This is a genomic window from Sulfitobacter sediminis (assembly GCF_040811725.1).
GTDB classification, from domain to species: Bacteria; Pseudomonadota; Alphaproteobacteria; order Rhodobacterales; family Rhodobacteraceae; genus Sulfitobacter; species Sulfitobacter sediminis.
The window spans coordinates 1-490 of the sequence record NZ_JBFNXX010000104.1; the positions used below are offsets into that span (position 1 = coordinate 1).

Annotated in this window: 1 protein-coding gene; it reads left to right on the forward strand. The window is 55.3% G+C overall.

Annotation, left to right across the window (positions count from 1 at the left end; genetic code table 11):
• Window positions 1-46 precede the first annotated feature (46 nt).
• Window positions 47-490, forward strand: a 444-nt coding sequence (locus AB2B41_RS23355) for an IS110 family transposase (protein WP_367880229.1), incomplete at its 3' end; no start/stop codon positions are given.

The following is a 490-nucleotide window of genomic DNA, read 5'->3' on the forward strand; positions in this document are numbered from 1 at the left end:
GTTCTCGATAGACTTGCGGCAATTGCTGCAATCTGAGGAGAACGAGATGGATTACTTTGTGGGTTTGGATGTGTCACTGCGGTCGGTTGCGATCTGCGTGATTGACGCTGAAGGCAATGCCGTTCTCGAGCGATCGGCCGCATGTGAGATCGAAGACATTGTGCACTGTCTGGCGAGGTTTAATGCATCAGAGCTGCGGATTGGCTTTGAAGCTGGCGCGATGAGCCAACACCTGTTCTTCGGATTGCAGGCGGCAGGCTTGAACGTCGTGTGTATGGAGGCGCGACAAGTGAATGCCGCGCTTTCGGCCATGCGCAACAAGACCGACAAGACAGATGCACGGGGGATCGCCAACGTACTTCGTTCTGGCTGGTTCAACCCTGTCCACATGAAGAGCCGGGAGGCACATGCCGTCCGTGCGTTACTGAGCAGTCGAAAGGCAGTTCAGCGAAAATGCATTGATCTGGCGAACGAGATACGCGGGCTGTTC